Source organism: Pseudomonas sp. H3_E04 (assembly GCF_054668915.1).
In genome coordinates this window covers 5,691,975-5,715,819 of the sequence record NZ_CP162797.1, presented here as the reverse complement: position 1 = coordinate 5,715,819, position 23,845 = coordinate 5,691,975, and the positions used below count along the sequence as shown (strand labels likewise).

21 protein-coding genes and 2 tRNA genes are annotated in these 23,845 nt (G+C 59.9%); 16 read left to right on the top strand and 7 right to left on the bottom strand.

Annotated features, from left to right (window positions below; translation table 11 throughout):
• The first annotated feature begins 59 nt into the window (after positions 1–59).
• The gene (locus AB4N53_RS25645; RefSeq protein ID WP_460124602.1) at positions 60–1,775 is read left to right on the top strand and encodes a proline--tRNA ligase; all 1,716 of its coding nucleotides are present in this window, start codon (positions 60–62) and stop codon (positions 1,773–1,775) included.
• A gap of 17 nt (positions 1,776–1,792) precedes the next feature.
• Positions 1,793–2,746, top strand: a complete 954-nt coding sequence (locus AB4N53_RS25640; RefSeq protein WP_206420954.1) for a hypothetical protein — start codon at positions 1,793–1,795, stop codon at positions 2,744–2,746.
• 125 nt (positions 2,747–2,871) lie between these two features.
• On the opposite strand, the gene dinB is transcribed toward AB4N53_RS25640, so the two are convergent.
• Complete coding sequence (gene dinB, locus AB4N53_RS25635; RefSeq protein WP_460124599.1) at positions 2,872–3,933, bottom strand: DNA polymerase IV; 1,062 nt, start codon at positions 3,931–3,933, stop codon at positions 2,872–2,874.
• Between the two features lie 279 nt (positions 3,934–4,212).
• Between dinB and AB4N53_RS25630 the strand changes: the two genes are divergently transcribed.
• The 5 genes from AB4N53_RS25630 to AB4N53_RS25610 all read left to right on the top strand — a co-directional run bounded on the left by AB4N53_RS25630 (position 4,213) and on the right by AB4N53_RS25610 (position 9,848).
• Positions 4,213–4,289 (top strand) — tRNA-Met (locus AB4N53_RS25630).
• 217 nt (positions 4,290–4,506) lie between these two features.
• Positions 4,507–4,583: transfer RNA gene (locus AB4N53_RS25625), tRNA-Met, on the top strand.
• Positions 4,584–4,862: 279 nt separating this feature from the next.
• Positions 4,863–7,502 carry a bifunctional lysylphosphatidylglycerol flippase/synthetase MprF gene (mprF, locus tag AB4N53_RS25620; protein ID WP_460124596.1) on the top strand — a complete coding sequence of 880 codons (2,640 nt, stop codon included), beginning with the start codon at positions 4,863–4,865 and terminating at the stop codon, positions 7,500–7,502.
• Positions 7,502–8,797, top strand: a complete 1,296-nt coding sequence (locus tag AB4N53_RS25615; protein WP_460124593.1) for a virulence factor family protein — start codon at positions 7,502–7,504, stop codon at positions 8,795–8,797. Before mprF ends, AB4N53_RS25615 begins: the two co-directional genes overlap by 1 nt.
• Before the next feature lie 721 nt (positions 8,798–9,518).
• Positions 9,519–9,848: a DUF3077 domain-containing protein gene (locus AB4N53_RS25610; RefSeq protein ID WP_460124590.1), complete on the top strand. Its 330-nt coding sequence runs from the start codon at positions 9,519–9,521 to the stop codon at positions 9,846–9,848.
• Between the two features lie 197 nt (positions 9,849–10,045).
• On the opposite strand, the gene AB4N53_RS25605 is transcribed toward AB4N53_RS25610, so the two are convergent.
• Complete coding sequence (locus AB4N53_RS25605; RefSeq protein WP_372339860.1) at positions 10,046–11,887, bottom strand: potassium transporter Kup; 1,842 nt, start codon at positions 11,885–11,887, stop codon at positions 10,046–10,048.
• 349 nt (positions 11,888–12,236) lie between these two features.
• Here AB4N53_RS25605 and rimO point away from each other — a divergent pair, with 349 nt between their 5' ends.
• The 6 genes from rimO to tsaA all read left to right on the top strand — a co-directional run bounded on the left by rimO (position 12,237) and on the right by tsaA (position 17,501).
• Positions 12,237–13,574: a 30S ribosomal protein S12 methylthiotransferase RimO gene (gene rimO / locus AB4N53_RS25600; RefSeq protein ID WP_024011887.1), complete on the top strand. Its 1,338-nt coding sequence runs from the start codon at positions 12,237–12,239 to the stop codon at positions 13,572–13,574.
• 210 nt (positions 13,575–13,784) lie between these two features.
• Positions 13,785–14,258 (top strand): GNAT family N-acetyltransferase, encoded by a 474-nt coding sequence (locus AB4N53_RS25595; protein WP_460124587.1) that lies wholly within the window; start codon positions 13,785–13,787, stop codon positions 14,256–14,258.
• Between the two features lie 191 nt (positions 14,259–14,449).
• Positions 14,450–15,160 carry an rRNA pseudouridine synthase gene (locus AB4N53_RS25590; RefSeq protein WP_460124584.1) on the top strand — a complete coding sequence of 237 codons (711 nt, stop codon included), beginning with the start codon at positions 14,450–14,452 and terminating at the stop codon, positions 15,158–15,160.
• Between the two features lie 70 nt (positions 15,161–15,230).
• A complete protein-coding gene (locus AB4N53_RS25585; RefSeq protein WP_016771408.1) occupies positions 15,231–15,698 on the top strand; it encodes a YehS family protein in 468 nt (155 codons plus the stop codon).
• A 166-nt stretch (positions 15,699–15,864) separates the two neighbouring features.
• On the top strand, positions 15,865–16,635 hold the full coding sequence (locus AB4N53_RS25580; RefSeq protein ID WP_460124580.1) for an SDR family oxidoreductase: 771 nt from the start codon (positions 15,865–15,867) through the stop codon (positions 16,633–16,635).
• A gap of 167 nt (positions 16,636–16,802) precedes the next feature.
• Entirely contained in the window at positions 16,803–17,501 is a 699-nt protein-coding gene (gene tsaA, locus AB4N53_RS25575) for a tRNA (N6-threonylcarbamoyladenosine(37)-N6)-methyltransferase TrmO (protein ID WP_460124577.1), read from the top strand.
• A gap of 173 nt (positions 17,502–17,674) precedes the next feature.
• Here the strand turns inward: tsaA and fpr are convergent, their stop codons facing one another.
• A complete protein-coding gene (fpr, locus tag AB4N53_RS25570) occupies positions 17,675–18,454 on the bottom strand; it encodes a ferredoxin-NADP reductase (RefSeq protein ID WP_007908723.1) in 780 nt (259 codons plus the stop codon).
• A gap of 132 nt (positions 18,455–18,586) precedes the next feature.
• Here fpr and AB4N53_RS25565 point away from each other — a divergent pair, with 132 nt between their 5' ends.
• On the top strand, positions 18,587–19,513 hold the full coding sequence (locus AB4N53_RS25565) for a LysR family transcriptional regulator (protein WP_024011881.1): 927 nt from the start codon (positions 18,587–18,589) through the stop codon (positions 19,511–19,513).
• On the opposite strand, the gene AB4N53_RS25560 is transcribed toward AB4N53_RS25565, so the two are convergent.
• The 3 genes from AB4N53_RS25560 to AB4N53_RS25550 form a co-directional block, all read right to left on the bottom strand.
• Positions 19,510–19,872 (bottom strand): diacylglycerol kinase, encoded by a 363-nt coding sequence (locus tag AB4N53_RS25560; RefSeq protein ID WP_016771411.1) that lies wholly within the window; start codon positions 19,870–19,872, stop codon positions 19,510–19,512. The genes AB4N53_RS25565 and AB4N53_RS25560 overlap by 4 nt on opposite strands.
• 74 nt (positions 19,873–19,946) lie before the next feature.
• A complete protein-coding gene (gene erdR / locus AB4N53_RS25555; RefSeq protein ID WP_460124574.1) occupies positions 19,947–20,597 on the bottom strand; it encodes a response regulator transcription factor ErdR in 651 nt (216 codons plus the stop codon).
• Between the two features lie 223 nt (positions 20,598–20,820).
• On the bottom strand, positions 20,821–21,567 hold the full coding sequence (locus AB4N53_RS25550) for a tRNA-uridine aminocarboxypropyltransferase (RefSeq protein WP_460124571.1): 747 nt from the start codon (positions 21,565–21,567) through the stop codon (positions 20,821–20,823).
• 189 nt (positions 21,568–21,756) lie between these two features.
• Between AB4N53_RS25550 and AB4N53_RS25545 the strand changes: the two genes are divergently transcribed.
• Positions 21,757–22,182 carry a PA3611 family quorum-sensing-regulated virulence factor gene (locus AB4N53_RS25545; protein WP_007908738.1) on the top strand — a complete coding sequence of 142 codons (426 nt, stop codon included), beginning with the start codon at positions 21,757–21,759 and terminating at the stop codon, positions 22,180–22,182.
• Here the strand turns inward: AB4N53_RS25545 and AB4N53_RS25540 are convergent, their stop codons facing one another.
• Entirely contained in the window at positions 22,183–22,380 is a 198-nt protein-coding gene (locus tag AB4N53_RS25540; RefSeq protein WP_460124568.1) for a hypothetical protein, read from the bottom strand.
• Between the two features lie 341 nt (positions 22,381–22,721).
• On the opposite strand from AB4N53_RS25540, the gene AB4N53_RS25535 reads away from it, so the two are divergent.
• A complete protein-coding gene (locus AB4N53_RS25535; RefSeq protein WP_460124565.1) occupies positions 22,722–23,837 on the top strand; it encodes an LOG family protein in 1,116 nt (371 codons plus the stop codon).
• Positions 23,838–23,845: the final 8 nt, after the last annotated feature.

The window sequence follows — 23,845 nt, the reverse complement described above, 5'->3', positions numbered from 1 at the left end:
AAAACTCGCCGGTACACTGCTCCGTCATTTCCAGTCATAGCAACCGACAACGGCCAACCATGCGCACCAGTCAATTTTTGCTCGCCACACAGAAAGAAACGCCTTCCGACGCGGTCGTGATCAGCCACCAGTTGATGCTGCGCGCCGGCATGATCCGCAAGCTTGCCTCGGGCCTCTACACCTGGCTGCCGATGGGCCTGCGAGTCATGCGCAAGGTCGAAGCCATCGTTCGCGAAGAGATGAACGCTGCCGGTTCTCTGGAAGTGTTGATGCCGAGCACCCAACCGGCCGAGCTGTGGCAGGAATCGGGGCGCTGGGAAGAATACGGCCCTGAGTTGCTGCGCATCAAAGACCGCCACGGTCGTGACTTCTGCGCGGGCCCGACCCACGAAGAAGTGATCACCGATCTGATGCGCAACGAGTTGAGCAGCTACAAGCAGCTGCCAATCAACCTGTACCAGATCCAGACCAAATTCCGTGACGAAATCCGCCCACGCTTCGGCTTGATGCGCGGCCGCGAATTCATCATGAAGGACGCCTACTCCTTCCACGCCGATCAGGCGTCGCTGCAGGTCACCTATGACCGCATGCACGAGGCGTACTGCAACGTGTTCACGCGTCTGGGCCTGAAGTTCCGCCCGGTAGAAGCTGACAACGGTTCGATCGGTGGTGCAGGTTCCCACGAATTCCACGTGCTGGCCGAGTCCGGCGAAGACGATATCGTCTTCAGCAACGGTTCCGACTACGCGGCAAACATTGAAAAAGCCGAAGCGGTGCCACGGGAAACCTCGCGCCCTGCGCCAACCGAAGAGCTGCGTCTGGTCGACACACCGGACACGAAAACCATCGCGGCGCTGGTGGAAAAATTCAATCTGCCGATTGAAAAGACTATCAAGACCCTGATCGTCCATGCCGAAGAAGAAGGCAAGCTGATCGCGCTGGTGATTCGTGGCGACCACGAGCTGAACGAAATCAAGGCTGCCAACCAGCCTGGCGTGGCCAGCCCGCTGGTCATGGCCTCCGATGCCGAACTGCGTGACGCGATTGGCGCCGGCGCCGGCTCGCTCGGCCCGCTGAATCTGCCACTGCCAATCATCATCGACCGCTCGGTCGCGATGATGAGCGACTTCGGCATCGGCGCGAACATCGACGACAAGCACTACTTCGGCGTGAACTGGGAGCGCGACCTGCCGGTTCCAACCGTTGCCGACCTGCGCAATGTGGTCGCCGGCGACCCAAGCCCGGACGGCAAAGGCACGCTGGAGATCAAGCGCGGCATCGAAGTCGGCCACATTTTCCAGCTGGGCAACAAGTACAGCAAGGCGATGAAGTGCGAAGTGCTGGGCGAGAACGGCAAGCCGGTGACCCTGGAAATGGGTTGCTACGGCATCGGCGTATCGCGCGTGGTGGCTGCTGCCATCGAGCAGAACAACGACGCCAACGGCATCATCTGGAGCGACACGCTGGCGCCATTCCAGATCGCGCTGGTACCGCTGCGCTATGAAACCGAGCAGGTGCGCGAAGCCACCGACAAGCTGTACGCCGACCTCACGGCCGCCGGCTTCGAAGTCCTGCTGGACGATCGCGACAAGAAAACCAGCCCGGGCATCAAGTTCGCGGACATGGAGCTGATCGGCATTCCACACCGGATCGTAGTCAGCGACCGCGGCCTCGCCGAAGGCAACCTGGAATACAAGAGTCGTTCCGAAGCAGAGGCGCAAGCACTGCCGGTGGCCGATGTTGTGTCCTTCCTTCAGGCCCGTATCCGCCGCTGAAACCAGATAGAGACGTCATGTTCAAGCGAAACACCTTAGGCCTCGGTGGCGCCGCCCTGTGCGGCGCCCTGCTGGTCAGCGGCTGCGCCAATCACATGTCGCAACGCAGCGAGCACGAAGAGCGGGTCGAGCGAAAGTTGCTCGATCACAGCCTGCAGATCGATGTCGGCGAGCCCAAGGTGCTCGAGCTGCCGCAGCGACGTGTAAAGATCAACGAGCAGAAGACTTTCGAAGTCACCGAGTTTGAGGTCACCCGTCGTTACGACCGCTACACGCCTTATCAACCCTGGCGCGAAGTCTATGAGATTCCGCTGGGTGCGGTGGCCGTGGTCGGTGGTGTCGGTGCCAACGTGGTCAACGTGTTCGCCCTCGGCAACCTGCCGGACAGCGTCACCAGGGATTGGCTGAGCTACGGTTTCGCCGGGCTCAACCCGTTCATGAACGTGCAGTCCAACGGTCGCGCGCAGCAGAACCTTGCGGGCATCGACGAAGTCCAGCGCGACAAGCGCACGGAGTATTCGAGCCTGCCATGGAGCGAGCGGCCGGTGCAGGTCAAGGCCGGCAAGCAGACCTTTGACATGACCACCGATCGCAACGGCGTGTTGCGCTTGAACCTGCTCGACAGCCCTTTCGCCGAACATGACCTCAACCATGTTGGCCGCTTGCAGATCAGTGTCGAAGACGCCAAGGACGACGTACATACCGACTCGACGCTAATGCTCAGCGGCCACCTGCGCGGTAAGTTGATTGAGGCGCACGGGCTGATTTACGACGATCTGGAAGATGACGAAGTGAGCCAGTGGGTACACCGGGTCAAACGCTTGTCGGAACTGGGTCTGGAAGAAGAAGCCAGCGAACTGGAGCAAAGCCTGATCGAACTGACCCGCAATGATCCTGAGTTGCAGACTGAGTTTCTCAAGTCTCTGGCCAAGGATGCCGGGCGTCTGGTGGCTGATCCGGGACCGAATTAACGCTTAAAAGCTTCGTCGGAACGCCGCCCGGAGCAGGCTCGCTCCCACAAGGGATTTGTGAACGCCGCAGATCCAATGTGGGAGCGAGCCCTGCTCGCGAAGAGGCCCTGCCAGGCGCCGCGAATCTACCGCTCAAACAACTCCATCTGCTCAAACCCGCCGCGCAAATCCTCCAGCCTCACCCCCACCCCCAACAACCGCACCGGCTTGCCACCGCGATTGAACGCCTGCGTCAGCAGTAGTTGATAACTGCCCAAATCGCGCCCTGCCCCGGCCTGTTCCAGCGTGGTCTGGGTGAAATCATGAAACTTCACTTTGACGAACGGCTTGCCCGGTCGATAACTGCTGTCGATTCGGGCCATGCGGGTTTTCAGGGTGTCGAGCAGCTCGGGCAATTTGTCGAGGCAACTGCGCAAGTCCGGCAGATCCACGTCGTAGGTATTTTCCACACTGATCGACTGACGCCGGCTGTCGTTGTGCACCAGCCGCTCATCGATTCCACGGGCCAGATTCCACAAGCGCTCGCCGAAACTGCCGAATTCGCGCACCAGCGCCAGCCTGCCCCACTCGCGCAGGTGCTGGCAGTCAACGATACCAAGCTTGCCGAGCTTGTCGGCGGTGACCTTGCCGACGCCGTGCAGCTTGCTCACGGGCAGACCACTGACGAACTCCTCGACCTGATCCGGGGTGATCACGAACAAACCGTTGGGTTTTTTCCAGTCGCTGGCGATCTTCGCCAGAAACTTGTTTGGCGCAACGCCTGCGGAAACGGTGATGTGCAATTGGTTGGAGACCCGACGACGAATGTCTTGGGCGATGCGCGTGGCGCTGCCGCCGAAATGCGCGCTGTCGGACACATCGAGGTAGGCCTCGTCCAGCGACAGCGGCTCGATCAGGTCGGTGTAGTCGGCAAAGATCGTATGAATTTCCTTCGACGCTTCGCGATAAGCCTCCATGCGCGGCTTGACGATGGTCAGGTCCGGGCACAGCTTCAACGCATGCCCGGAGGCCATCGCCGAGCGCACACCATAGGCGCGCGCTTCATAGTTGCAGGTAGCAATCACTCCGCGTCGATCCGCCGAACCACCCACTGCCAACGGCTTGCCGGCCAGACGCGGATCATCGCGCATCTCGATGGCGGCGTAGAAACAGTCACAGTCAATGTGGATGATTTTTCGCTGGGTCATGTCGGAAAAAGACAACGTGGCAAGCCGGAGCGGCAGTATCTCACTCACACCTGTATATAGCACCAGTGGTTGAATGTTCTTTTCCGACCGTAGGAGATTTCCAATGAATTTATTTTTTCAATCACAGATCAACGGGCAATAGAGCTGAAAGCCTTGCACCACCTGCCCTGCGCGACGGTCGCCCGCCCGGAAAAGACGCTAAGCGCTTGAACCTCAACAGATTTATCCAGATCGACGGTTGACACACTCGCGAACCTCTGTAGAATGCCGCCACACAGACGCGGGATGGAGCAGTCTGGTAGCTCGTCGGGCTCATAACCCGAAGGTCGTCGGTTCAAATCCGGCTCCCGCAACCAAACATCAGAAAAGGCTACTCGAAAGAGTGGCCTTTTTTGTGCGCGTCTGTTTTGCAAACGGGCGCCCTGCTCAATCGCTAGCGAAACGGCAATTCGTTGGATTTCCGAAACTTACGCATCACCTGCGACCGTTTGCCGCGATTGCGCAGTTATTTGGCCCATTCCGGGATTAGCGGTTGACACCTCGCCGTTCGCCTGTAGAATGCCGCCACACAGACGCGGGATGGAGCAGTCTGGTAGCTCGTCGGGCTCATAACCCGAAGGTCGTCGGTTCAAATCCGGCTCCCGCAACCAAACATCAAAAAAGGCTACTCGAAAGAGTGGCCTTTTTTGTATCTGTCGAAAAAGTCCTTTCGCAACAATGATCTGTCACTGTGCAGTGAACCGCTGGGGATCATCAGAACCACTGACTTGCGACTATGCTTGAGTCGCGGACAGGGTTTGTGCAATCCAGGAACTGCCCTCGCCGATGCCCGACGAGAGGCGTAGTATTTTGTGATTATTTTTTTCTACAGGGATTGGTAACTTGGCTGGATACCTCCATCCTGTCGCGCACAATCCAAGAGGTGATTGATGCGCGCCAACTCGTCTGATCCACAAGACACCGTTACAGCAGAACAACCGATCAAACCCGAGCGTTTGCGCTGGCTGGATCGGTTAAGCAAATACCGTCAGCCGATCGGTCTGGCCGTCACGTTGCTGCTGTTTGCCATTGCCCTGATTGCCTGCCGCCATCTGCTCGCCGAGCTTGATCTCGACGCGTTGCATGACTCGATTCTCGACGTGCCGAAACCCGCCCTGCTTGGCGCCATAGGTGCGACCGTGGTCGGTTTCATTATTCTGCTCGGCTATGAATGGTCGGCCAGCCGCTACGCTGGCGTGAAACTGCCGCCGCGCACGCTTGCCCTGGGCGGCTTCACCGCATTTGCGATTGGCAATGCCATTGGTCTGTCGCTGCTGTCCGGCGGCTCGGTTCGTTATCGTTTATATGCGCGATTGGGCGTCGGTGCGTCGGAAGTCGCGCACATGACCTTGTTCGCCAGCCTCTCGCTGGGCTGCGCTTTGCCACCGCTGGCCGCGCTGGCGACCTTGAGCAACCTGCCCGCCGCCTCGCAAGCCTTGGGATTGTCCGAAGCCTTGCTCGGCTCTGTCGCCGCTGCCGTACTGATCCTCGGTGCAGTGCTGGCGATCGGCATCTATCGCCGTCGTCTGCCGGAACAACCCTACCCCGACAATCTGCTGGTCCGTGCCGGGCGGCGCACCCTGCGCCTGCCGGGTCGGCGTCTGACCTTCCTGCAATTGGTGATCACCGCCCTCGACGTCGCGGCTGCCGCCACCGTTCTGTATTTGTTGCTGCCGGAAGCGCCGCCGTTTGCGCCGTTCCTGCTGGTGTACCTGCTGGCCCTCGCCGCCGGTGTACTCAGCCATGTGCCGGGCGGCGTCGGTGTGTTCGAAGCGATTCTGCTCGCCGCGTTTGCCGACAAGCTAGGCGCCGCGCCGCTGGCCGCTGCCCTGCTGCTGTATCGCCTGATCTACGTGGTGTTGCCGCTGCTGGTCGCGTGCGTACTGCTGCTGATCAACGAAGGCCAGCGCCTGTTTCAATCCCAGACCATGCGCGCCGCTTCCGGTCTGGCCGCGCCGGTGCTGGCGGTGCTGGTGTTCCTGTCTGGCGTGGTGCTGCTGTTTTCCGGCGCGACCCCGGAGATCGACACGCGCCTGGAGCACATCGGTTTTCTGATCCCGCATCGCCTGGTCGACGCCTCGCACTTCGGCGCCAGCCTGATTGGCGTGCTTTGCCTATTGCTCGCCCAAGGGTTGCGCCGTCGTTTGTCGGCGGCATGGATGCTGACCACCATTCTGCTGCTGGTCGGCGCCCTGCTCTCGCTGCTCAAAGGCTTCGACTGGGAAGAAGCCACGTTGATGACGTTGACGGCCGCGCTGCTCGGCGTCTTCCGCCGCTCCTTCTATCGCCCGAGCCGCCTGACCGAACTGCCGTTTTCGCCGCTTTATCTGGTCGCCAGTCTCTGCGTGCTGGGCGCTTCGGCCTGGTTGCTGCTGTTCGCCTATCAGGACGTGCCCTACAGCCATCAATTGTGGTGGCAGTTCACACTCGATGCTGACGCGCCGCGCGGCCTGCGCTCGCTACTCGGTGCGGCAGTGTTGCTGGTAATCATCTCGCTGACCTGGCTGCTGCGCACCGCGCGTCCGGTGATTCATTTGCCAACGCCGGACGAACTCGACCGCGCGGCAAAAATTCTCATGGCCTCGTCGCAACCCGACGGCGGTCTCGCGCTGACCGGTGACAAGGCGTTGCTGTTTCACCCCAACGACGAAGCGTTCCTGATGTACGCCCGTCGTGGCCGCAGTCTGGTGGCGCTGTATGACCCGATCGGGCCGAGCCAGCAACGTGCAGAAATGATCTGGCAGTTCCGCGACCTCTGCGACATCCACCACACTCGTCCGGTTTTCTATCAAGTGCGTGCAGAGAACCTGCCGTACTACATGGACATCGGCCTGACCGCGATCAAGCTCGGCGAAGAAGCCCGGGTCGATCTGCTGCGCTTCGATCTGGAAGCCAAGGGCAAGGAGATGAAGGATCTGCGCTACACCTGGAACCGTGGCACCCGCGATGGCCTGTCGCTGGAAATCCATGAGCCGGGGCAGGCGCCTATGGATGAGCTGAAGGTGATTTCCGATGCCTGGCTGACCGGCAAGAACGTGCGCGAGAAAGGTTTCTCCCTCGGTCGCTTCAGCGACGATTACCTGAAGCATTTCCGCATTGCGGTGATTCGCTTCGAAGGCCGCCCGGTGGCGTTCGCCAATCTGCTCGAGACCTACAGCCACGATCTGGCCAGTCTCGACCTGATGCGAGCGCACCCGGAAGCGCCGAAGCTGACCATGGAATTCATGATGGTCGGCCTGATTCAACACTATAAGAGTCACGGATACGCGCGCTTCAGTCTGGGCATGGTGCCGTTGTCGGGGTTGCAACCCCGGCGCGGCGCACCGCTGACCCAGCGCCTGGGCTCGATGGTTTTCCGCCGTGGTGAGCAGCTGTACAACTTCCAAGGCTTGCGCCGTTTCAAAGACAAGTTCCAGCCTGACTGGGAACCCCGTTATATGGCCGTGCCCGCCGGACTCGATCCGCTCGTGGCGCTGGCCGACACTGCCGCCCTGATCGCGGGCGGCTTGACTGGATTGGTGAAACGCTGATGATTCAACGCTCCCTGAAGTACATCCTGGCCGCCCTGCTGGTGCTGGCCGTGATTGCCGGCGGCGGTTACTGGTACCTCAAACGTCCGGCACCGGAACCGACCGTCGAACAGCTCAAACCCGCCGATGGCGCCGCCATGACCCGGGTCATCCCGGGCAGCAAGCCGAAAGCGCAGGTACTGGTCGCCGTTACCGACGAGCAGAAGCTCTCCGAAAAACAACTGACTACCCTCAGCCGTAGCGCTTCGGCGCAGATCGTGCAGGTGATTCTGCCCAAGGACTGCCTGCTGCAAAGCCGCGCCCTGCAATCGGGCCTGCGCGAATTGAACGGCCCGGCCACTCTGGTCAGCGGCATCGGCCCAGGCGCCGTGCTGGCGTGGCGCTGGCTGGCGGAACAAAAGGACGACAAGGCCCAGGCGGTCTCCGTCGACTTGGCTCTGGAAAAACCCGGCTGCACCCACCTGCTGCCGAAATCCGCCGCCCACGGCCACTGGCTGGTGGCGTGGAACGATAACCCGGACGACGCCAGCGCAGGTTTCGTGCGCGATCAACCGAACGCCGAAACCAGCATCAGCGACTACGACATCAACCTGCCGCAAGTGCTGAACAACGAACTGCGCAAGATCCTCGTCGGCGGCGACAAGGCCAACGGCGGCCTGGCGATCCCGGTCGTGGAAGTGCCGGCCGGCCAGGCCAATGACACCGTGACCCTGTTTCTCTCCGGCGACGGCGGCTGGCGCGATCTCGACCGCGACGTGGCCGGGGAAATGGCCAAGATCGGCTACCCGGTGGTCGGCATCGACACCCTGCGCTACTACTGGCAGCACAAGAGCCCGGAACAAAGCGCGCTCGACCTCACCGAACTGATGCAGCACTACCGGCAGAAATGGGGCACCAAGCGCTTCATCCTCACCGGTTACTCGTTCGGTGCTGATGTGTTGCCAGCGATCTACAATCGCCTGCCAGAGAACGAGCAGCAACGTGTAGACGCAATCATCCTGCTCGCCTTCGCCCGCACCGGCAGCTTCGAAATCGAAGTCGAAGGCTGGCTGGGCAACGCCGGCAAAGAAGCCGCCACCGGCCCGGAAATGGCCAAGCTGCCAGCGGCGAAGGTTGTGTGCATTTACGGTGAAGAAGAGACCGATGAAAGTGGCTGCACGGACAAGACTGCAGTCGGTGAAGCGGTGAAACTGCCCGGCGGGCATCACTTCGATGAGAACTATCCAGCGCTGGCCAAGCGTTTGGTGGACTTGATCGAGAAGCGTCAGAGCAAGGACTCGGTCGCCGAAGAGTGATCTGAGCCGTCCCCACAAAAAGCCCCCGCAACTTCAAGGTTGCGGGGGCTTTTTACATTCCAGCAGCCACCAAAATCCCTGTGGGAGCGAGCCTGCTCGCGAATGCGGTGGGTCAGTTTACAGATTCGGCGACTGACACTACGTCTTCGCGAGCAGGCTCGCTCCCACAGGGGTATTGCGCTGGATTCAGCGGTTTTGTGCCAAGGCTCGTAAATTTCTTGACTCTTCAGGAAGCTAAAATCACCAAATGTCCACATTCCATAAAACGTGGACACCTGCTTAATTGGCATTATCGAATCGTCAACTCCACACTCATTCATCTACCGAACAAATACCCACAAAATCGCCAGCAACGTTTAGTTTCGTTTACGTCCAGTCTCGCAATATCAGATGACGCCCACAGACCTTGTAGGCAAACTCCGAAACTCTTGTTGGGGCGCTGTGCCGCTCTATTGCGCTGTTTTTCGACGGGATACTCTGCGGACGTCGCTGACCCATTCAGCGATCGGGTGTGGTAACCCGGTTAGGCAAAGTGCAACAGTGCCTCCATCACGACATCAGGCGTTCTTTCACGCCTGTAATTCACTGTCATGGCAGCTGTACGTGGGAGACCTTCGGGTCTGCCGGTTTCTTTGCTCTCCCGGTTTACCACCCCGCGTACAGCTGCCACCCATTCGTGTGGTAACGAATGCGGCAGCTCCTCGTTTTAGGGAGCAAAACAATGAGCAAAGAAATTCCGTCAACGCCTTCAGACCTTAAAACCATCGGCTTCACCCCTTTCCTCTACAACTCGGATCAAGCGTTCTTCAACGTCCGCTCCGGCATCCCGATCATCGATGCCTTGTCCCAATCCTCCGACCTGCTATACCTCGCCAAATCCTTCGCAGAAGACGCCGCCTTCATCAGAGACACCGACCGCCATGCCTGGGCTGCGCATTACCTGACGGTGATGGGCAAGGCCTTGATTGATGATGTGATCCAAGCGCTGATCCCACGACCTGCGCGTACGAAGACCGAGTCTGAAGCTGATCTGTCTGAGCGCACCTCTTGATTCAACCCAATACCTTGTGGGAGCGAGCCTGCTCGCGAATGCGGTGGTTCAGCCACCACATGCTTCGACTGACACTAAGCCTTCGCGAGCAGGCTCGCTCCCACAGGGGATTTTCGGTGGATTGAAAGTGTATGAGCAGACACGAAAAAGCCCCCGCCAGCCACAAGGCTGACGGGGGCTTTCATTTGAGGTCAGGCTTACATCTCCACCTGCGTCCCCAACTCAATCACCCGGTTCAGCGGCAAATTAAAGAACCGCAAGTTCCCATTGGCATTCTTCAACATGAACGCAAACAGCGCCTCACGCCAACGCGCCATGCCTTCCAGCTTCGAAGCAATCACCGTTTCGCGGCTGAGGAAGTAGGTGGTGCGCATCGGGCTGAAATCCAGATCATCGAGATGACACAGCTTCAGCGCCTGCGGCACGTCCGGCTCGTCAGTGAAGCCAAAGTGCAGGATCACCCGGAAGAAGCCCTCCCCATGCGCTTCCACTTCGAAGCGTCGCGATGGCGGTACGCGCGGGATGTCTTCGTAGACCACGGTCAGCAACACCACTTGCTCATGCAGCACCTGGTTGTGCAGCAGGTTGTGCAACAACGCGTGCGGTACGGCGTCGGAGCGTGCGGTGAGGAACACCGCGGTGCCTTGCACCCGATGCGGCGGTTGCACGCGGATGCTGCTGATGAAGATCGGCAGCGGCAACGCGCCTTCGTCGAGGCGTTCGACCAGCAGTTGTTTACCGCGCTTCCAGGTGGTCATCAGCACGAACAGGGCGATACCGGCGATCACCGGGAACGCGCCGCCTTGAACGATCTTTGGCACGTTGGCGGCGAAGTACAGACCGTCCACCAGCAGGAAGCCCAGCAGCACCGGCACCGCGAGGATCGGTGGCCATTTCCACAGCAGCAGCATGACCGCCGACACCAGAATGGTGGTCATCAGCATGGTGCCGGTCACCGCCACGCCGTAGGCCGAAGCCAGTGCGCCGGAGGATTCGAAGCCGATCACCAGCAAGACGACGCCGACCATCAGCGCCCAGTTCACCGCGCCGATGTAGATCTGGCCCTGCTCGTCGCTGGAGGTGTGCTGGATGTACATGCGCGGAATGTAGCCGAGCTGGATCGCCTGACGGGTCAGGGAGAACGCGCCGGAAATCACCGCTTGCGAGGCGATCACCGTGGCCAGGGTCGACAGACCGACCAGCGGAATCAGCGCCCAGCTTGGTGCCAGCAGGTAGAACGGGTTGCGCGCGGCGTCAGGGTTATCGAGCAGCAATGCGCCCTGGCCGAAGTAGTTGAGCACCAGCGCCGGCAGCACCAGCAGAAACCAGGCGCGGGCGATGGGCTTGCGGCCGAAGTGGCCCATATCGGCATACAGCGCTTCCGCGCCGGTCAGCGCCAGCACTACGGCGCCGAGGATCGCTACGCCCATGCCCGGGTGCACGACGAAAAAATTCACCGCCCACATCGGGTTCAGCGCGTGCAGCACTTCCGGCGTGTGGCTGATGCCGTACACACCGAGGGCGCCGAGGACCAGGAACCAGGTGACCATGATCGGCCCGAACAGAATGCCGATCCGCGCGGTACCGTGGCGCTGAATCAGAAACAGCGCGACCAGCACCACCAGCGACAACGGCACCACCCAGTGATCGATGCCATCAAACGCCAGACCCAGGCCTTCGATCGCCGACAGCACCGAAATCGCCGGGGTGATCATGCTGTCGCCGTAGAACAGCGCCGCGCCGATCAGCCCGCACACCACCAGCAGCGTGCGTAGGCGCTTGCGCCCTGCCGCTGCCCGCCTTGCCAGTGCCGTAAGGGCCATGATGCCGCCCTCGCCCTGGTTGTCGGCGCGCAGGACGAACATCATGTATTTGATCGAGACCACCCAGATCAGCGACCAGAAGATCAACGACAGAATGCCCAGCACGCCGTCGTGATTGACCGGCACACCGTATCCGCCGGAAAACACTTCCTTGAGGGTGTACAACGGGCTCGTGCCGATGTCGCCATAAACCACCCCGACTGCCGCGACCAGCATGCTCAGCGGTCTGCTTGCCGAACCCTCGGCGCCCGCCGCATGACTACTTGCCTGACCCATCCAACACTCCTGATCTCGATACCGGCTTCTTTGAAGGAAGCACTATGCTTTGGATTGCAGCATGCGCTGTTTTACCTGTTGTTACAGACCAATGATTGACTGCACGAAATCGGTAAAGCTCAACGGCGCGAAGCATAGCGCAGCACTCGTCGTATTTCCCCGTATAAAGCTGGTCAAGTGCGTTGCCCGCCGCTAGAATTGCGCACTTTTTGATCAGAGGCGCGCCCCAAGCGCCCATCCGTCGGCTTGCGCACCAAGCAAGCGACGTCACAAAACACCGAGGTTAGACATGTCCACCACTCCTGCGCCGGCCAATCCAAAGGTTGGCTTTGTATCTCTGGGTTGCCCGAAAGCACTGGTCGACTCCGAGCGCATCCTGACCCAGCTGCGCATGGAAGGCTATGACGTGGTGTCCACCTATCAGGACGCCGACGTCGTGGTGGTCAACACCTGCGGCTTCATCGATTCGGCCAAGGCTGAGTCGCTGGAAGTGATCGGCGAAGCGATCAAGGAAAACGGCAAGGTCATCGTCACCGGTTGCATGGGCGTGGAAGAAGGCAACATCCGCGACGTACACCCGAGCGTGCTCGCCGTGACCGGTCCGCAGCAGTACGAGCAAGTGGTCAACGCCGTGCACGAAGTGGTGCCGCCGCGTCAGGATCACAACCCGCTGATCGACCTGGTGCCGCCGCAAGGCATCAAGTTGACCCCGCGCCACTACGCGTACCTGAAGATTTCCGAAGGCTGCAACCACAGCTGCTCGTTCTGCATCATCCCGTCGATGCGCGGCAAACTGGTCAGCCGTCCGGTCGGTGATGTGCTCGACGAAGCCCAGCGCCTGGTCAAGTCCGGCGTCAAAGAGCTGTTGGTGATCTCGCAAGACACCAGCGCCTACGGCGTCGACGTGAAATATCGCACCGGTTTCTGGAACGGCGCGCCGGTGAAAACCCGCATGACCGAACTTTGCGAAGCCTTGAGCACCTTGGGCGTCTGGGTCCGCTTGCACTACGTTTATCCGTACCCGCACGTCGACGAGCTGATTCCACTGATGGCCGCCGGCAAGATCCTGCCGTACCTGGATATCCCGTTCCAGCACGCCAGCCCGAAAGTGCTGAAGTCGATGAAACGCCCGGCGTTCGAAGACAAGACCCTGGCGCGGATCAAGAACTGGCGCGAAATCTGCCCGGACCTGATCATCCGTTCGACTTTCATCGTCGGCTTCCCGGGCGAAACCGAAGAAGACTTCCAGTACCTGCTCAACTGGCTGACCGAAGCACAGCTCGACCGCGTCGGCTGCTTCCAGTACTCGCCGGTGGACGGCGCGCCAGCGAATGATCTGGATCTGGAAGTGGTACCGGACGACGTCAAGCAGGATCGTTGGGAGCGCTTCATGGCGCACCAGCAGGCGATCAGCTCGGCACGCCTGCAAATGCGCATCGGTCGTGAGATCGAAGTGCTGGTGGACGAGGTTGACGAACAAGGTGCGGTCGGCCGTTGCTTCTTCGACGCCCCGGAAATCGATGGCAACGTGTTTATCGATAACGGCAGCAACCTGAAGCCGGGCGACAAGGTCTGGTGCAAGGTGACTGATGCTGACGAATATGATCTGTGGGCTGAGCAGATCTAAGCACCGCAAAATACCTGTGGGAGCGAGCCTGCTCGCGAATGCCCTGGGTCAGTCGCTGTAAATATTGCCTGACACAATGCTTTCGCGAGCAGGCTCGCTCCCACAAGGTGCAGTGCACGATTCAAAAAGCCTCGCTCGATGCGGGGCTTTTTTGCGGCTATCGTTTAGCGGGGGACGGACTCCCTTGAACCGCACAAGAGGCACACGCACATGCGTCAGCATTCGGTCATCCACACACCGAAAATCAGCGATTACGAAGAACTGACCCGGGTCTGGGAGGCCTCGGTTCGCGCTACTCATCAGTTCCTGCCGGACAGCTACATCGAGCTGCTGCGCAATCTGGTGCTCACCCGCTATCTCGACGCGGTCATGCTGATCTGCACCAAGGACCGCCAGCAGCGCATTACCGGGTTTGCCGGTGTGGCGGCGGGCAAGATTGAAATGCTGTTCATCGATCCTGATCATCGTGGTCAAGGCTTGGGCAGGCAGTTGCTCCGCTATGCGATCGAACGGCTCAATGCCGACGAGCTCGACGTCAATGAGCAGAACCCGCAAGCCTTGGGTTTTTATGAAAAGCAGGGATTTGAAGTGATCGGCCGCTCCGAGGTCGATGGCATGGGCCAGCCGTATCCGCTGCTGCATATGCGACTGCGGCAGTCCCAGCAGCGCTCAAGCAACGGCTGACACACCATGAAACCCCTGTGGGAGCGAGCCTGCTCGCGAATGCGGTGTACCAGTCACTGCACACATCGACTGGCAGGACGCCTTCGCGAGCAGGCTCGCTCCCACATTGAATACAGCGCCTGCAAATGGAACCGGGCTTAACCGCTTCCACACAGGTACAATGCCCACCCCTTTTTTGTTACGGCCCTGTCATGACTGACCCGATTCGCCTCTCCAAACGCCTCATCGAACTGGTCGGTTGCTCCCGCCGGGAGGCCGAGCTGTTCATCGAGGGCGGCTGGGTCACCGTGGACGGCGAAGTCATCGATGAGCCGCAATTCAAGGTTGGCGAGCAAAAGGTCGAGCTCGACAAGGACGCCAAGGCTACCGCGCCGGAGCCGGTGACCATCCTGCTCAACGCGCCCGCCGGCATGGATGTCGACAGCGCCATGCAATCTCTCAGCGCCGAAACCCTCAGCGAAGAGCATCGCTACGGCAAACGTCCGTTGCGCGGGCATTTCGTGCGCCTGACCGCCAGCGCCGACCTGCAGCCCAAGGCCAGCGGCCTGTTGGTATTCACCCAGGACTGGAAAATCCTGCGCAAGCTCACCGCCGACGCGGCGAAGATCGAGCAGGAATACATCGTCGAAGTCGAAGGTGAGATGGCTGCCCACGGCCTCAACCGTCTGCAGCATGGCCTGACCCACAAGGGCAAGGAGCTGCCGCCGGTCAAGGCCAGTTGGCAGAACGAAAACCGTCTGCGCTTCGCCATGAAAAACCCGCAGCCGGGAATCATCGCGCAGTTCTGCGAAGCGGTTGGCCTGAAGGTCATCGGCATCCGTCGCATCCGCATCGGCGGCGTGTCGATCGGCAAGGTCCCGCTCGGCCAGTGGCGTTACCTGTCCGGCAAAGAGAAGTTCTAGAACTTCCACTGCCGCCACACATTTCGGCAGCGCCCGCGAGCGCTGCCCACAACGCATCAGGATTACCGACATGGTTCATAACGACGTACTGCGCAGCGTGCGCTACATGCTCGACATCAGCGACAAGAAAGTTGTCGAGATCATCAAACTCGGCGGCATGGACGTCACGCTCGCCGATGTCATCACCTGGCTCGACAAGAAAGAAGAAGACGAAGAAGGCTTCGTACGCTGCCCGGACGAAGTCATCGCGCACTTCCTCGACGGCCTGGTGATCTTCAAGCGTGGCAAGGACGAAAGCCGTCCGCCACAGCCGATCGAAGTGCCGGTGACCAACAACATCATCCTGAAAAAACTGCGTGTGGCCTTCGAACTGAAAGAAGACGACATGCACGCGATCCTCAAGGCTGCCGAGTTCCCGGTGTCCAAGCCTGAGCTGAGCGCGCTGTTCCGCAAGGTCGGCCACACCAACTATCGCCCGTGTGGCGATCAGTTGCTGCGTAACTTTCTCAAAGGGCTCACGCTGCGCGTTAGAGCGTAAAGCAGCTGCAAGCTGCAAGCTGCAAGTTAGCCCCTGCTTTAACTTGCCGCTTGTGGCTTGCAACTCGAAGCTGGCCGCATGGCCCCTCATTCCCTGCAAAAATAGTGGCTCCGCTTTTCGCGGCTGACGGCTAGGGTGTAATGATCCCTAATCTTCAGGACTCGCCATGCATCCCTACTTTTCCCTGCAAGGCCGCACCGCTCTGGTGACTGGCGGCACTCGTGGTATCGGCAAAATGATCGCCAAAGCCTTTGTCGAGGCTGGTGCCCGTGTCTATGTCTGCTCGCGCGATGCCGAAGCCTGCCATCAAACGGCTGAAGAACTCAGCGCTTTGGGCAAATGCCACGGCGTGGCGGCAAATCTGGCGACTGAAGAAGGCGTGCAGGAACTGGCCGCGCGCCTGGGCGAGCAGATCACTCATCTGGACATTCTGGTGAACAACGCCGGCACCACGTGGGGCGCGCCGCTGGAGAGCTATCCGGTCAAGGGCTGGGAAAAGGTCATGCAGCTCAACGTGACCTCAGTGTTCAGTTGCATCCAGCAGTTCTTGCCGCTGCTGCGAGAGGCCGGTTCAGCGGCGAATCCGGCACGGATCATCAATATTGGTTCGGTAGCGGGGATTTCTTCGTTTGGCGAGCAGGCGTATGCCTATGGGCCGAGCAAGGCCGCCCTGCATCAGTTGTCGCGCATTCTCGCGCGGGAACTGGTGAGCCAGCACATCAACGTCAACGTGATTGCGCCAGGGCGATTTCCGAGCAAGATGACCCAGCATATCGGTAATGATGAACAGGCATTGGCTGAGGATACCGCGCTGATTCCGATGAAGCGCTGGGGGCGTGAGGAAGAGATGGCGGCGCTGGCGATCAGCCTGGCGAGTACGGCGGGGGCTTATATGACCGGGAATATCATTCCTCTTGATGGTGGCTTCAGCCTGTAGGTCGGCGGTGCAGCCTTCGCGAGCAGGCTCGCTCCCACAGGGATTTCGTACACGACGCAGCTTCATTGTGGGAGCGAGCCTGCTCGCGAAGAGGCCAGCCCTGTCACCACCAGACTTGAAGCGAGCCGGGTTATCATGCCCGCCCTACCCCGCTTCGATCCAAGACCATGACTTACAGCGTCTCCCCCATCGGCTTCGTGCGCTCCTGCTTCAAGGAGAAGTTCGCCATCCCGCGCCAGCCGCAACTGGCCCCGGCCGCCCGTGGCGTACTGGAACTGGTCGCGCCGTTCGACCAAGGTGACGCCGTGCAGGGGCTAGAGCAGGTCAGTCATGTCTGGCTGTTGTTTCTGTTCCATCAGGCCCTCGAAGACAAGCCACGCCTGAAGGTGCGCCCGCCCCGGCTGGGCGGGAACAAGTCGATGGGCGTGTTCGCCACCCGCGCCACGCACCGGCCGAACGGCATCGGGCAATCGGTAGTCAAGCTGGACAGGTTCGAAGCCAATCGGCTGTTTATCTCCGGGATCGATCTGCTCGACGGCACGCCGGTGCTGGATATCAAACCCTACGTGCCGTACGCCGACATCATCCCCGGGGCAACCAATGACATCGCCAGCGCGGCGCCGCAGTTGATCGACGTGCAGTGGGCGGAGTCAGCCTTGAAACAAGCGCACACCCACGCTCAGCGCCTCGATGAGCCGTTGGTTGAACTGATTGAACAGTGCCTGGCGCAGGACCCGCGTCCGGCCTATCAAACACCGGCGCCGGAACGTGAATATGGCGCGCAGTTCTGGGATCTGGACGTGCGCTGGCATTACCCGACGCCCGAACAGATCCGCGTGCTGGAAGTCATCCCGGCCGAGGCATAAAGCCCACAAACGAAAAAGCCCGCGCGGCCTTCTCAGGCAACGCGGGCTTTTACTGTCACACCCAAAAACCAACTGTGGGAGCGAGCCTGCTCGCGAAGGCGTCGTGTCATGCAACATCAACGTTGATGACAGACCGCATTCGCGAGCAGGCTCGCTCCCACAGGTATCGCAGGTTATTTTTCGACGAACGCACGCTCGATCAGGTAATCACCCGGCTCGCGCATCCGCGCCGAGATCTTCAGGCCGAAGCTGTCGAGCACTTCGCTGGTCTCGTCGAGCATGCTCGGGCTGCCGCAGATCATCGCGCGGTCGTCCTGCGGGTTGATCGGTGGCAGGCCGATGTCGCTGAACAGCTTGCCGCTGCGCATCAGGTCAGTCAGACGACCCTGATTCTCGAATGGCTCGCGGGTCACCGTAGGGTAGTAGATCAGCTTGTCACGCAGCGCCTCGCCGAAGAACTCGTTCTGCGGCAGGTGCTCGGTGATGAACTCGCGGTAGGCGACTTCGTTGACGTAACGCACACCGTGAACCAGGATCACTTTTTCGAAGCGCTCGTAGGTTTCCGGGTCCTGAATGACGCTCATGAACGGCGCCAGACCAGTGCCTGTGCTCAGCAGGTACAAATGCTTGCCCGGGTTCAGGTCATCAAGAACCAGCGTGCCGGTAGGCTTCTTCGAGATGATGATCTCGTCGCCTTCCTTCAAGTGCTGCAACTGGGAGGTCAGTGGACCGTCCTGCACCTTGATGCTGAAGAACTCGAGATGCTCTTCCCAGTTCGGGCTGGCGATCGAGTAAGCGCGCATAAGCGGGCGGCCGTTGGGTTGTTGCAGGCCGATCATCACGAACTGACCGTTCTCGAAGCGCAGGCCCGGATCGCGGGTGCACTTGAAGCTGAACAGAGTGTCGTTCCAGTGATGAACACTGAGGACACGCTCGTGGTTCATGTTGCTCATGTACGTTTGACTCCTGGAGATTGGTCTGCGCGGCTCAATGAGGCTTAACGTGCGCAATTGCATCGCATTCTAATAGCGACGACAATATCTGTTAACTGGATTATTAAGATAAGGGTTATCGGTTATATCGATATGCGATTTACTCTCCGTCAACTGCAAGTCTTCGTCGCCGTCGCCCAGCAGGAAAGCGTATCCCGTGCTGCGGGTCTGCTCAACCTCTCGCAGTCGGCGGCCAGCACTTCGATCACCGAGCTCGAGCGTCAGTCCAGCTGCCAACTGTTCGACCGCGCCGGCAAACGCCTGAGCCTCAACGCCCTCGGCAAACAACTGTTGCCGCAAGCCGTGGCCCTGCTCGATCAGGCCAAGGAAATCGAAGATCTGCTCAATGGCAAATCCGGTTTCGGCTCTTTATCAGTGGGGGCGACGCTGACCATTGGCAACTATCTGGCCACCCTGCTGATCGGCAGCTTCATGCAGCGACACCCGGAAAGTCAGGTCAAGCTGCACGTGCAGAACACTGCCAATATCGTGCAGCAAGTCGCGCATTACGAAATTGATCTGGGTCTGATTGAAGGCGATTGCAGCCACCCCGACATCGAAGTGCAGAGTTGGGTCGAGGATGAGCTGGTGGTGTTCTGCGCGCCGCAGCATCCGTTGGCCAAACGCGGCAGCGCGACCATGGAAGAGCTGACCCACGAGGCGTGGATTCTGCGTGAACAGGGTTCCGGCACGCGCCTGACCTTCGACCAGGCCATGCGTCACCATCGCAGCGCGCTGAACATCCGTCTTGAGCTGGAACACACCGAAGCGATCAAGCGCGCAGTGGAATCAGGTTTGGGGATTGGCTGCATTTCGCGGTTGGCGCTGCGCGATGCCTTCCGCCGGGGCAGTCTGGTGCCGGTGGAGACGCCGGACCTGGATCTGGCGCGGCAGTTCTACTTCATCTGGCATAAACAGAAGTACCAGACTTCGGCCATGCGCGAATTCCTCGAGCTGTGCCGCGCCTTCACCGCCGGGGTGCAGCGCAGCGACGAGATCGTCTTGCCGACCATCGCTTAAAGCAGAATCACCGCCCAGACCAGTCCGATCATGCTCAACGCCACGAACTGCGCGGCGCTGCCCATGTCCTTGGCGTTCTTCGACAGCGGGTGCAATTCCAGCGAGATGCGGTCAATGGCCGCTTCCACCGCCGAATTCAGCAACTCGACAATCAGAGCCAGCAAACACACGGCAATCAACACCGCCTGCTCGACACGGCTGACATTGAGGAAGAATGTCAGCGGAATCAGCACCACGTTGAGCAGCACTAATTGGCGGAATGCCGCTTCGCCAGTGAAGGCCGCGCGCAGACCGTCGAGCGAGTAGCCGGACGCGTTGAGGATGCGTTTCAGGCCGGTTTGGCCCTTGAAAGGTGACATAAGAAAGAAACCAGCCAAAAAGGAGTGGGGAAGCTAGATCAACGAAAGTCAAAAAAGCGTGAAACTGCCAGCCATCACTGGCTCGGAATTGACTCAAGTTGTTGCAGCAGTAAAGCCGCTTGTGTGCGAGTGCGCACGTTCAATTTACGAAAGATCGCCGTGACATGGGCCTTGATGGTCGCTTCCGATACGCCCAACTCATAAGCGATCTGCTTGTTCAGCAGACCTTCGCAGACCATGGTCAACACACGGAACTGCTGCGGCGTCAGACTGGCAAGGCCATCACTGGCAGCTTTCGCCTCATCCGACACGCTCACCGCTTCGAAGGCTTGCGGCGGCCAGAACACGTCGCCATCGAGCACTTTGCGCACGGCTTCCTGGATCACGCTCAAGTCACTGGATTTGGGAATGAAGCCGCTGGCGCCGAACTCGCGGGATTTGACCATCACCGAGGCTTCTTCCTGGGCCGAAACCATCACCACCGGAATCTGCGGATACTGCCCGCGCAGCAGCACCAAGCCGGAAAAACCGTAGGCGCCGGGCATGTTCAGATCCAGCAGGACCAGATCCCAGTCAGCCTTTTCGGTCAGGCGAGCTTCCAGTTCGGCAATGCTCGCCACTTCCACCAGCCGCACATCCGGGCCAAGGCCCAGCGTCACTGCTTGATGCAGCGCGCTGCGAAACAGGGGGTGATCATCGGCAATCAGGATGTCGTATGTGGCCATTTTTCAAATGATCCTGTTTTTGATGGCAGACGCGGTGCATTCCGCTCTGACCAAAGCAACTCGAGACAGCGCTTGGAGGCGCGATCCACAGGGGCACGTTCAACGCCAATCAACAGCAAACACGGCGTTTCAAACCTTGGCCGCACCCTAATCGGCGCCAAGCATGCCCAGCGTAGCCGGGGTGGTCAAGCAAGATGGCCAGCGCTGTCGACAGTATGGGCCACTATTGGGCCAACTCCGGCTGCGGCTTTCGTATATAGGGCAACAGCTCGGCGTGAGCGGGGGTCGATTCGTTCATGTCCAGTTGCTGCTTGGCACCTAGGTAATGCTGGCTGAACACATCGAAATAGGCGTCCAGCGCCGAGGCGGCAACGCTGTCACCGGCCAGTTCCAGGCACAGTGCGGCGACTTCAGCGGTACACAAATGCTCGCTGCGAGTCGAACGGCGCAAGCGATAGCGCGAGAGTCTGTCGGGCAGCAGGCTGAGGATCGGCAAGCGGTCGAAATACGGACTCTTGCGAAAGATCTTGCGCGCCTCGGTCCACGTCGCATCGAGCAGAATGAACAGCGGGCGCTTGCTGCTATCGACTGTCACCGTGTTGGTCACCCGCGACGGCTCGACATACTCACCCGGAAACACCAGATACGGCTGCCACTGCGGATCGTTGAGCAGTGCGAGCATCTGCGAGTCGGGCTCGGTGCGTGACCAGATGAACGCATGGTTGTCGCGCACCACGTCGGCGATCAGCCAACCGGTGTTGCTTGGCTTGAACACTTCCTTGCCGGTCATGATCAGACACACGCCGGAACGGGTGTCGACGCTTGGCCGCCACGCGCACAGGCAATGACTGATGATCACTCGACAATCGCGGCAGCGTTCGGAGCGAAAGCCGCGCGCCTGAATCGGCTTGATGCCTTCGTCCTCACGCTGATCGCGCAGGCGGGCCACGGCGTTGGGGGCATGGTTCATCGCAGGCAACACCGGCAGACAGGGAAACTCGGCACAAAAGACACTCGGAAGGGCAATAATGGCCGGCAGTTTACCAGAGCGACGGCCACAAGCCTGTACCGTCCAGACCGGCTCCCCTATAATTCGCCGCCACTGAACGCACCGCCCCGTGACGGGTCGAACCACCAGTCACCGAATCAGGAGAGTTTCATGCTGCGCCTTATCGTTCCCACCGCTGCCATTCTGCTGGCGTCGTCCTTTACTGCTCAGGCTGCGTCCCTGAGTGAGCAGAATCTGAACCGAGAGCTGCGCAACGTCGCCGCCCAAAGCAGCGTCGGCACGCCACGGGCGATCAATGAAGACATTCTTGATCAGGGCTACACCGTCGAGGGCACGCAGTTGATCAACCATCTGAGCGTGCAGAAGAGCCACGCCGACAAGATGCGCGCCGATCCTAAGGCTGTGTATTTCCAGTTGGGCGCGTCGGTGTGCAACAACCCGTCGTACCGCAAGCTGATGGCCAAGGGCGCGATCATGCGTTATGACTTCACCGAAGTGAAAACCAACAAAGCGATCGGTTCGGCCAGCTATCAGGAATCCGACTGCCCGAAAGCCGCGCCTGCCAAGAAAAAGTAATCAGCGCGAAGCCTTGGCGCGCCGCTGTTCATCCTCGGCGCGCAGTTCCGCCACCAGAGCCTGCAGATAGCGCGAGCGACGTTCGCCGCCGGCCAATCGTCGGCAGCACTCCTCCTCGAGACTCAACTGATGGGTCTTGGCCGACTCTTGCAACATCCGATACAGCTGCGTATCGATCTCCAGAACCACTCTGACCATGCATCCCGCCTCCTTGCCACCCTCGAATCCTTGAAGTTTCCCGCCTTGCGCAAACGCAAGGTTGTCTTGCGACGTCTGTATTTGAGTAAATCAGAGTGATGGCCCTTTGCGATACGTTCAGACGAGCGGCGAGGCTTTGGCGCAAATCAGTAAGCGGTTGCCAGACAAAACGTTACAGCGCACTGTTCAAGTCAGCGCGAATGCGTGCGAGGGTCTAGATTGAGAGTATTCCCGATCATTCGTTAACGGCAGAAATGGAACTGCCGGCCCTGTGTGTTTTTGCAGTGCGGCCCTGGCGCTGGTCGTCAGGGCTACCCGCTCTGTACAGAAGGAGACGTTGAATGCCTTATCAACCGAACGACCTCTTGAGCCGTCATTTTCAGGAAAACGGCGACCTTATCAGCCAGCTCGAAGCCCTGCTCAACCGTGTTTCCACCGACAGCCCGAACATCCCTATCTACCGCGACATGATCCTGACCGTGCTGCGCATGGCCCAGGAGGATCACAACCGCTGGAATGCCAAGATCACCCTGCAAGCCCTGCGTGAACTGGAGCAGGCGTTCCGCGTGCTTGAGCAATTCAAGGGCCGGCGCAAAGTCACCGTGTTCGGCTCGGCGCGTACGCCAGTGGAACATCCGCTATACGCGATGGCCCGCGAACTCGGCGCAGCGCTGACGCGTGCAGAGATGATGGTCATCACCGGAGCCGGCGGCGGCATCATGGCCGCCGCCCACGAAGGAGCCGGCCGCGATCACAGCCTGGGCTTCAATATCACCCTGCCCTTCGAACAACATGCCAACCCCACGGTGGATGGTACTGACAAGCTGTTGCCCTTCCACTTTTTCTTCACTCGCAAACTGTTCTTCGTCAAAGAGGCTGACGCTCTTGTGCTGTGCCCGGGCGGTTTTGGCACCCTTGATGAAGCGCTGGAGGTGCTGACGCTGATTCAGACCGGCAAAAGCCCATTGGTGCCGGTGGTGTTGCTGGATGTTCCGGGCGGGACGTTCTGGCAAGGAGCGCTGGACTTTATCCGCAATCAGCTGGAAGAAAACCGCTATATTTTGCCGACCGATATGAAGCTGATGCGACTGGTCTACAGCGTTGAAGAAGCGGTGGATGAGATCAATCGGTTTTACAGCAACTTCCACTCCAGCCGCTGGCTCAAGCGCCAATTTGTGATCCGCATGAACCACAAGCTGAGCGACCAGGCACTGGCGCGGATGCAAGAGGAGTTCGCCGATCTGTGCCTGAGCGACGAGTTTCATCAACACGCCTACAGCGGTGAAGAACACGACGATGCACAGTTCAGCCATCTGGCACGGCTGGCGTTTGCCTTTAATGGCCGTACCCATGGTCGTCTGAGGGAGTTGGTCGACTTTATCAACCTGCCGGAAAACTGGGCCGATTCAAAACCACCCACTGCACAACGCTCACGCGAGCCTTCCAACGTGATTTGAAAGCAAAA

Excerpts from the sequence above, each read along its gene's own strand:
- AB4N53_RS25615 (WP_460124593.1), top strand. The coding sequence starts at position 7,502 with ATGATTCAACGCTCCCTGAAGTACATCCTGGCCGCCCTGCTGGTGCTG.
- AB4N53_RS25560 (WP_016771411.1), bottom strand. The coding sequence starts at position 19,872 with ATGTCACCTTTCAAGGGCCAAACCGGCCTGAAACGCATCCTCAACGCG.
- AB4N53_RS25585 (WP_016771408.1), top strand. The coding sequence starts at position 15,231 with ATGGTTCATAACGACGTACTGCGCAGCGTGCGCTACATGCTCGACATC.
- dinB (WP_460124599.1), bottom strand. The coding sequence starts at position 3,933 with ATGACCCAGCGAAAAATCATCCACATTGACTGTGACTGTTTCTACGCC.
- AB4N53_RS25550 (WP_460124571.1), bottom strand. The coding sequence starts at position 21,567 with ATGAACCATGCCCCCAACGCCGTGGCCCGCCTGCGCGATCAGCGTGAG.
- tsaA (WP_460124577.1), top strand. The coding sequence starts at position 16,803 with ATGACTTACAGCGTCTCCCCCATCGGCTTCGTGCGCTCCTGCTTCAAG.
- AB4N53_RS25590 (WP_460124584.1), top strand. The coding sequence starts at position 14,450 with ATGACTGACCCGATTCGCCTCTCCAAACGCCTCATCGAACTGGTCGGT.
- AB4N53_RS25545 (WP_007908738.1), top strand. The coding sequence starts at position 21,757 with ATGCTGCGCCTTATCGTTCCCACCGCTGCCATTCTGCTGGCGTCGTCC.
- AB4N53_RS25565 (WP_024011881.1), top strand. The coding sequence starts at position 18,587 with ATGCGATTTACTCTCCGTCAACTGCAAGTCTTCGTCGCCGTCGCCCAG.
- AB4N53_RS25640 (WP_206420954.1), top strand. The coding sequence starts at position 1,793 with ATGTTCAAGCGAAACACCTTAGGCCTCGGTGGCGCCGCCCTGTGCGGC.
- AB4N53_RS25595 (WP_460124587.1), top strand. The coding sequence starts at position 13,785 with ATGCGTCAGCATTCGGTCATCCACACACCGAAAATCAGCGATTACGAA.
- mprF (WP_460124596.1), top strand. The coding sequence starts at position 4,863 with ATGCGCGCCAACTCGTCTGATCCACAAGACACCGTTACAGCAGAACAA.
- AB4N53_RS25580 (WP_460124580.1), top strand. The coding sequence starts at position 15,865 with ATGCATCCCTACTTTTCCCTGCAAGGCCGCACCGCTCTGGTGACTGGC.
- AB4N53_RS25540 (WP_460124568.1), bottom strand. The coding sequence starts at position 22,380 with ATGGTCAGAGTGGTTCTGGAGATCGATACGCAGCTGTATCGGATGTTG.
- AB4N53_RS25535 (WP_460124565.1), top strand. The coding sequence starts at position 22,722 with ATGCCTTATCAACCGAACGACCTCTTGAGCCGTCATTTTCAGGAAAAC.
- AB4N53_RS25605 (WP_372339860.1), bottom strand. The coding sequence starts at position 11,887 with ATGCTGGTCGCGGCAGTCGGGGTGGTTTATGGCGACATCGGCACGAGC.
- rimO (WP_024011887.1), top strand. The coding sequence starts at position 12,237 with ATGTCCACCACTCCTGCGCCGGCCAATCCAAAGGTTGGCTTTGTATCT.
- fpr (WP_007908723.1), bottom strand. The coding sequence starts at position 18,454 with ATGAGCAACATGAACCACGAGCGTGTCCTCAGTGTTCATCACTGGAAC.
- erdR (WP_460124574.1), bottom strand. The coding sequence starts at position 20,597 with ATGGCCACATACGACATCCTGATTGCCGATGATCACCCCCTGTTTCGC.
- AB4N53_RS25610 (WP_460124590.1), top strand. The coding sequence starts at position 9,519 with ATGAGCAAAGAAATTCCGTCAACGCCTTCAGACCTTAAAACCATCGGC.
- AB4N53_RS25645 (WP_460124602.1), top strand. The coding sequence starts at position 60 with ATGCGCACCAGTCAATTTTTGCTCGCCACACAGAAAGAAACGCCTTCC.